We start from the raw sequence: 8,395 nt of genomic DNA, 5'->3' as shown, positions 1-8,395 counted from the left end.
TTCATAATCACAAAGGCACTCTAGTTGATAGGGTGCTTTTGTTATGAATATTTTGTTGGGTTATGCTATCACTAACCTAACCTACAAATTAAATTTACCGATTATCCGAACTTGATATAAAATCATCCGTTAAGGTAGGAAAAAGAGATTATTTAAGAAAAAATAAATGATGAATATTATGCAATTAGATGTAAGACAAACAATAATTATCGCTATTTTCGTCTTGTATCTTGGTAAGTATTTAACTAAAAAAGTAGAGTTTTTACAAAATTTTAATATTCCTGATGCGGTTTCTGGTGGGGTTTTAGCCTCATTTTTTTTTGGTATTTTATATACTATTTTTCAGTTTCAAGTAGAGTTTAGTTTAAATATTCGAGATGCGTTATTAATTATCTTTTTTACCACGATCGGACTTTCTTCTAAGTTAAAAACATTATTACAAGGGGGTAAACCTTTATTAATACTCTTGAGCATTGCGGTAAGTTATCTGTTTGTGCAGAATTTAACGGGGATAGCGGTGGCTTCTATTATGGGTTTAGATAAACGTGTGGGGGTGATTTCTGGCTCTGTTTCTTTGAGTGGTGGCCATGGTACAGCGATTGCATGGGCTTCTATTTTTCGTGAAAGTTATGGTATTGAAAATGCTTTAGAAATAGGGATTGCGAGTGCGACTTTTGGCTTAGTTTTAGGGGGATTGATAGGTGGTCCTGTCGCTCAATTGTTGATTAAGAAAAATAATCTAAAAGTTAATAATACTCAGGAAAATCTGACTATCAGTGTTAAACGAGGACAGGAACATATAAAAATTGATTATGATACTATGTTACATACTTTATTAGTGCTAGGTATTACGATCGGACTGGGATTACAACTTAATTATTTTGTGGGGTTGCTTGGTTTAAGATTACCGAATTTTGTGGCTTGTTTATTGGCTGGAATTATTCTTACTAATACTATACCTTTAATTTTTAAACGATTCCCTTGGCCTACGGATACACCTTCTTTGGCGTTAATTTCTGATGTGAGTTTGGGGTTATTTTTAGCAATGTCGTTAATGAGTTTACAACTTTGGACTTTGACGGAAATTGGAATTTCGATCGTAATCTTATTGGTAGCTCAGTTTTTGATGAGTATAATCTACAGTATTTTGATTGTTTTTCCTATTATGGGTAAAAATTATAATGCGGCGGTGATCACGTCTGGTTATTTGGGGTTGAGTTTAGGGGCAACTCCCACGGCTATGGCTAATATGACGGCGGTAACAGAAAAATTTGGAGCTTCTACTCAAGCGTTTATTATTGTGCCATTAGTGGGAGCGTTTTTTATTGATATTGCCAATGCTTTTGTCATTCAAAGATTTTTAAATTTATTGTCCTGAAAAATGATGATTTTAATCAGGGATCATTAAAAACTAAACTAAAATTTATAAAAAGAGTATTTGAATTGATTTAATTTTTATTAGGTATGCTCAAAAAGTCGAATTTAGTCAAATCTTGTAATTCTTAAGACTAAAATAATAGCGTGGTGGGCAATGCCCACCATACCTGTTAACATAAGTTCACAAACTACAAAAAAATATTAACATTTTCAATTTGTGAGATATGATTTGATAATAAATAGAGAAACTTTATCAGAATATTCTCAGTCTAAAGTTGTATTAGAGTTAATGGTCAATTTTGGTTATGTTAAAACAAATCAATGGAAAATATATTTTTATTTGTAATTGTCTAATTATTTATGTGATTGTTGGTTTTTTTGCTTCTTTAATGGCTGACTCCCATAGGACTTTTATAACTAGTTCTCAATCTGATAATGCTGATCAATTTTCCCGTTTAATTTCTCTTACTGTAGCTCATCAAGTGAAAGAAAATTTATATAAATAAGTATTAGATTTTATTGAAAAAATTTTGATGTTTTATTTCGATCGACAGTTAAAAGAAGGTAACTATATTGAGTTAGATATTTATGATTCTACTTGGTTATATGGAGCAACGATTTTTACAACTTTCAGAGTGTATAATAATTCTCTTTTTCATCCTTTAACTAACTGGGCTAGTCATCGTCACCGACTTAAAACCAGTATTGAAAAATTTGCTTGGGAAATGCCTGATTGGCAACAAATAGAAGCAGAAGCAACTATTTTATTAGAGCATTTTCCTGTATTAAGAATTACCCTTTTTCCTGATGGCAAAGAGTTAATTATTGGGCGAAAATTACCTGCCAACTTACTTGAAAAACAAGCCTTTGGGGTTAAAGGTTTCGTTTTGATCGAACCAGAATTACAAAGAAGTTTACCCTTACATAAAACGGGCAATTATTTGAGTCCTTGGTTAGCCTTACAACAGGCACAAAAACAAGGTTATGATGAAGCAATTTTAACAGATTTAAACCATAATTGGTTAGAAACTAGCACGGGAAATTTATGGGGTTATAAAGATGGTATTTGGTTTACGCCTTCTTTAGAAACAGGAATTTTACCCGGTATTGCCCGAAAAACTATTCTCGAAAAAGCCGATTTTCCTATAGAAATTAATACTTGGTCTGAAGAATTTGTCCAACAATTAAGCTCTATCGTTTATAGTAATAGTGTGGTGGCAATATTACCTTTTAATACTATCAAAATAGGTGAAAAAATTATTAAATATAATATCCATCATCCCTGTTTAGAAATGCTCAGAAAAATTATAACTACTCCCGATTAAATAGCAGGGTTTTTTTTCAAAGTCGAGGTAAAATGGCTCTTCAGTCTTAAGTTTATGAGGGTTGAATATTATTCAATCCCTACAAATAAAAAAATCTGGCTCTCCTATTTAGTTACGATCGATTCTATGTATGCTTTTTGTTGAGTTTTATCCACATTAGTAATCGCCCAACGCAAAGGTTTACCTTCTTGATTTAATCTTTCCTCGATGTCTTTTTTTAATGTCAAAGGATTTTCAGTTAAATCGATTTCTGCCGTAATAAAATGAGTGGTCATAATAATTTCTTACAATAATTTTAACATTCCATTGTACAGCACTTCATTTTCAAAAGAATAAACTATCATAGAAAAATCATCAAATTTTTGAACTGATATGCCGTACGAAGAATTAAACTTTTCCAACACCAAACCAGTATTATCATGGGCAAATCATGAGTTAGGTTTTGAAGAAACTCACATGGCAAAAAATGTGGCTTCTTTACCCTTTGTTTATAAACACGTTGCCCTGATGCCCGATGTACATTTAGGAAAAGGGGCGTTAGTTGGCTCAGTTATCGCTACAAAAGACGCTATAATTCCTGCTGCCGTCGGCGTTGACATTGGTTGTTTTACTGGAGATACGTTAATTCCTTTGGTTGACGGAAAATCTTATCCTATCGCAGAGTTAGCAGAAAAAGCTCGTCCTGTTTTTGTCTATTCTTGTACCCCTAGTGGTAAAGTAGTGGCAACGGAAGCATTAGCCCGATTAACACGTCATCAAGCACCTTTAGTTAAGGTAATTCTTGATAATGGGGAAGAAATTAAATGTACTCCTGATCACTTATTTATGACTCGCAATGGTGAATATCAAGAAGCTCAAAATTTATTACCTGATACTTCTTTAATGCCTTTTTATTCTAAGCTCGATCGAGATGGTTATACTTTAATTCAACAAAATTATTCAGGTAGATGGCAAAAAGCTAATTCGATAAACCAATCTCAAACTCTTGACTTTGATGAATACGTCAGTTTCGATCATAAAAATAACTACTGCTATAATCATAAAGTTGTTGCTGTTATACCTTTAAATGAAACCCAAGATGTTTATTGTTTAAGTGTTCCCGAGTATCATAATTTTGCTCTAAAAGCAGGGGTTTTTGTTCATAATTGCGGTATGTCTGCAATTAAATTGCCCTTTAATGCTAATCAATTAGAAGGGAAATTGAAAAAAATCCGTTTAGATATTGAGGCGAATATTCCCGTTGGTTTTAACGAAAACAAAGATGCTGAAACTAAAATAACTAACTGGCAAGGTTGGCAAGGTTTTAAAGATTTACATTCAGGGGTGCAAAGGCTAGAAAGCAAAGCCATTAAGCAACTCGGCTCATTAGGGGGGGGTAATCACTTTATTGAATTGTGCTTAGATACAGAAAATCAGGTGTGGTTAATGTTACATTCAGGCTCTCGTCATATTGGCAATCAATTAGCAGAATGCCATATCAAAACAGGGAAACAATTAGCGAAATTAGCCAATATTAGACTACCTGATCCTGATTTAGCCTATTTTATCGCAGGAACACCCGAATTTGAGGCTTATTGGCGAGATTTGCAATGGGCGCAGAATTATGCTCGTTTTAATCGAGATGTGATGATGAGTCGTTTTAAAGCTATTGTGGAGAAACATCTTAACGGTGGTAAAGTAACTAAACCCTTGCTAACGGTTAATTGTCATCATAATTACGCCGAAAAAGAGCATCATTTTGGGGAGGATGTTTATGTTACTCGTAAAGGTGCGGTAAGGGCAACCGAAGAAGATTATGGTATCATACCGGGTTCAATGGGGGCAAAATCCTTTATTGTTAAGGGTAAGGGTAATCATGATAGCTTTTGCAGTTGTTTTGCTGGAAATACCCAGATTTTAACGGAATATGGCTTGATGTCGATCGAATCTGTTTATAATTCAGACTCACCAATTAAATTAGTTAGCTATAACGAAAAATTACAAAAATTTGAATTAAAAGAAATTTTAGAGCAAAGTTGTCGCTCTGAGATGGTTAATCAATACTCTTTTTCGCAAACAAGAAGACGGTTAAATAATAATATTGTTTGTACTGCAAATCATCCTTTTGCTACTTATGAAAAAGGCGAAATTACCTATCAACCCATAGAAGAAATTTTCAACAATCAAGGAGGAGTAATAATTCCCTCTCAAATTAGTTTCCGATCGAATTTAAGTATAGAAGATTGTGACGCTAATTTATATTATTTATTAGGAGTAATTTTATCAGAAGAAAAGCCTTTAAGTGAATTAAATATTTCTGATGCAAAATTTATCAAAAAAGCAATTAAGATTAGAGAAAATTTACCGCAAATATTACTAACGAATCCTTACTTCTCTTTATATTTCTTAGCAGGATATTTAGATGGTAATGGTAGTATTAATCGAGATACAATTTCTATTAGTGTTGGTAAAATTTCGATGTTTAATCCTCTTATTTGTGCTTTATTATCTTTAGGAATTGCCTATAAAGTCTATAATAATCGCAACAATTATGTGATAAAATTTCGAGATAATTTAGTGATAACAAAACTAGCTGATATTTGTCAAAGATTAGTAATTAATGAGCCTCCAAAAAGACTTTACGGAGATAAATTACTCTTAGCAAAATCTTTAACAGGCGGTAAAATATATCACCCTAAATTAAATGACTATGGCAAAAACGACAAAATGTTGAATATTGAGAAATTATGCCATGAATCCCTTAATTCTACTCTCGCCATGAATCGAGTGGTTAAGAGTGAATCTTTATCGGAAATTGCTGTCTATAACTTTACTGTTGCTGATAATCATAACTACATCATATTTACGGATTATTATACCCCTATTTTAGTCCACAATTGTAGTCACGGTGCAGGGCGTAAGATGTCTCGCACTCAAGCTAAGAAACGCTTTGATGTCCATGATTTAGTCATGCAAACGGAGGGTATCGAATGCCGTAAGGATTCTGGTGTTGTCGATGAAATTCCGAGTGCTTATAAGTCGATCGAAGAGGTAATGAATCAACAGACTGATTTGGTTGAAGTAGTAGCAACTCTTAAGCAAGTGGTTTGCGTTAAAGGATAATAAAGAATCTCAATCACATAATTATTGGGAAGGTGGCTAAGTCTTTATTTTGTTGGATTTTGCTCTAATGAATTGTACTAAATATAGCCTCACCAATAAAAATGATCATCATTTAATTTAATCTTTAATTGCTAATTTCTCATTGCTTAAATAGTCATTTCTCACAGATAATAAAGAAAATGAGAGCATTCTATATATAAAATTAATATGAGTAAAGGAACGTTATTTGACAAAGTCTGGGATTTGCACACCGTTGGTACTTTACCATCAGGACAAACTCAATTATTTATCGGGCTACATTTGATTCACGAAGTAACTAGCCCCCAAGCATTTGCTATGATTAGAGAACGTAATCTTAAAGTACTTTTCCCCGATCGAACCGTTGCTACAGTAGATCACATTGTACCCACAGAAAATCAAGCTCGTCCATTTGCCGACACTTTAGCGGAAGAGATGATTCAAGCCTTAGAAAACAACACCAAAGAAAACGGTATCCGATTCTATAACACTAACTCTGGTAATCAAGGTATTGTCCATGTAATTGCACCTGAACAGGGCTTAACTCAACCGGGTATGACGATCGCCTGTGGTGATTCCCATACTTCAACTCATGGGGCGTTCGGTGCGATCGCCTTTGGGATCGGTACATCTCAGGTGAGAGACGTGTTAGCCTCTCAAACCTTGTCCCTAACTAAGCTAAAAGTGCGTAAAATCGAGGTAAATGGAGCATTACCTACGGGGGTATATGCCAAAGACGTTATTCTTCATATTATCCGTAAATTAGGGGTAAATGGCGGTGTAGGTTACGCCTACGAATACGCTGGTACAACCTTTGAAAAGATGAACATGGAAGAGCGCATGACTGTTTGTAATATGTCGATCGAAGGTGGCGCTCGTTGTGGTTATATTAATCCCGATAAAGTTACCTATGATTATCTCAAAGGTAGAGATTTTGCCCCGAAAAATTGGGAAGAAGCCATTACATGGTGGGAAAGTATCCGCAGTGATGCCGATGCTGAATATGATGATATTGTCACCTTCAATGCCAGTGATATTGAACCTACTGTGACATGGGGAATTACTCCAGGGCAAGGTATTGGGATTAATGAATCTTTACCGATTCCTGAAACCTTACCAGAAAACGACAAAGAAATTGCGATCGAAGCCTTTAAATATATGCAACTACAACCGGGGCAACCCATTAAAGGTACACCCATTGATGTTTGTTTCATCGGTAGCTGTACCAATGGCAGAATCAGCGATTTAAGGGAAGCAGCCAAAATAGCCCAAGGGCATAAAGTAGCTAACAATGTGAAAGCCTTTGTCGTACCCGGTTCTGAAAGAGTAAAACAAGAAGCCGAAGCAGAAGGATTACACCAAATCTTCTTAAATGCAGGTTTTGAATGGCGCGAACCCGGTTGCTCCATGTGTTTAGCCATGAATCCCGACAGGTTACAAGGAAATCAAATTAGTGCATCCTCCTCTAATCGTAACTTTAAAGGTCGTCAAGGATCAGCCCAAGGGCGCACATTACTAATGAGTCCAGCTATGGTTGTCGCCGCCGCCATTAATGGTAAAGTCTCCGATGTCAGGGAATTGTAAGAAATTTCTTCAATAATTATCTTTGATTTTTTCGTTCGTATTAAGGGCTTTTGCCCTTGTATCATTAAATATAATCAAATAGCTTTTATTTAATAACAAGTACCATAACTATAAAAAAGTTTTCCCTTTTGCCTACTCCATCAATACCTTTTATTTCTCAGCCAAGTAAAATATGAATTTATCAAAAATCTTTACTCTGACTTTAGCTTGTATTATCTCGTTTCTTACCTTGATTCCCAATGCTCAAGCCCTTGATTATACCAAGAGAGACTTATTTGAAGCAGATTTTTCTGGACAAAATTTAAGCGGTTCAACCTTTAATAAAGCAAACTTACGCAGTAGTAATTTGAGTAATGCTAACTTACAAAAAGTGAGTTTTTTCGGTGCTAATATGGACTCAGCAAATCTTGAAGGTGCCGATTTAAGAAATGCAGTGTTAGACTCAGCCCGACTTACCAACGCCAATCTTCATAACGCTATTCTCGAAGGAGCTTTTGCTACTAATACCAAATTTGAAAAAGCCAATATCGAAGGGGCTGATTTCACCGATGTCATTTTGCGTCCTGACATAGAAGCAATCTTGTGTCAAAACGCTACTGGTACTAATCCTACCACCCTAAGAAATACTCATGATACACTATATTGTGAATAGGTAAGTAGTTGCTATTTCAAAAATGTTTTGATCATAGTTCGCTCGAAATAGGAAATATTGCCAAACACAAATATTAAAAGAGTAGGTTGGGTTAGCCATAGCGTAACCCAACAAAACCCTCCTTAAACTGATAACAAATTAAATTTCTTCAAAGGCTTATCTTTAATAGGATTGAGGCAAATCAAATTATCTCTTTTTAAAAAAAGTTGGGCAAAAAAGTTGCAAAAATTTAGAAGGTAAGTTATATTAGTAAATGTGCGATTGAGGGCAAACGCCTCGTCTAACACCACGAACCTAGACAATTCAATAGTTTAAAAGCCATTTTCAAGTATAACAT

At 34.7% G+C, this 8,395-nt stretch carries 6 protein-coding genes; 5 read left to right on the top strand and 1 reads right to left on the bottom strand.

Annotated elements, in window-relative coordinates:
- Positions 1–169 precede the first annotated feature (169 nt).
- Both gltS and ACN4EE_RS21000 read left to right on the top strand, forming a co-directional pair.
- On the top strand, positions 170–1,378 hold the full coding sequence (gltS, locus tag ACN4EE_RS21005) for a sodium/glutamate symporter (RefSeq protein ID WP_431708460.1): 1,209 nt from the start codon (positions 170–172) through the stop codon (positions 1,376–1,378).
- 532 nt (positions 1,379–1,910) lie between these two features.
- On the top strand, positions 1,911–2,702 hold the full coding sequence (locus tag ACN4EE_RS21000) for an aminotransferase class IV (protein WP_431708459.1): 792 nt from the start codon (positions 1,911–1,913) through the stop codon (positions 2,700–2,702).
- Between the two features lie 104 nt (positions 2,703–2,806).
- On the opposite strand, the gene ACN4EE_RS20995 is transcribed toward ACN4EE_RS21000, so the two are convergent.
- Positions 2,807–2,977 carry a hypothetical protein gene (locus ACN4EE_RS20995; protein ID WP_431708458.1) on the bottom strand — a complete coding sequence of 57 codons (171 nt, stop codon included), beginning with the start codon at positions 2,975–2,977 and terminating at the stop codon, positions 2,807–2,809.
- Positions 2,978–3,074: 97 nt separating this feature from the next.
- Between ACN4EE_RS20995 and ACN4EE_RS20990 the strand changes: the two genes are divergently transcribed.
- The 3 genes from ACN4EE_RS20990 to ACN4EE_RS20980 all read left to right on the top strand — a co-directional run bounded on the left by ACN4EE_RS20990 (position 3,075) and on the right by ACN4EE_RS20980 (position 8,058).
- Positions 3,075–5,804: an RtcB family protein gene (locus tag ACN4EE_RS20990; protein WP_431708457.1), complete on the top strand. Its 2,730-nt coding sequence runs from the start codon at positions 3,075–3,077 to the stop codon at positions 5,802–5,804.
- Between the two features lie 207 nt (positions 5,805–6,011).
- Positions 6,012–7,406, top strand: a complete 1,395-nt coding sequence (leuC, locus tag ACN4EE_RS20985) for a 3-isopropylmalate dehydratase large subunit (RefSeq protein WP_431708455.1) — start codon at positions 6,012–6,014, stop codon at positions 7,404–7,406.
- 172 nt (positions 7,407–7,578) lie between these two features.
- Positions 7,579–8,058 carry a pentapeptide repeat-containing protein gene (locus ACN4EE_RS20980; protein ID WP_431708454.1) on the top strand — a complete coding sequence of 160 codons (480 nt, stop codon included), beginning with the start codon at positions 7,579–7,581 and terminating at the stop codon, positions 8,056–8,058.
- The last annotated feature ends 337 nt before the right edge of the window (positions 8,059–8,395 follow it).

The organism is Geminocystis sp. CENA526, from assembly GCF_050753365.1.
Taxonomy (GTDB): domain Bacteria; phylum Cyanobacteriota; class Cyanobacteriia; order Cyanobacteriales; family Cyanobacteriaceae; genus Geminocystis.
The sequence above is the reverse complement of the archived record's forward strand: the minus strand, read 5'-3'. Positions and strand labels throughout refer to the sequence as shown.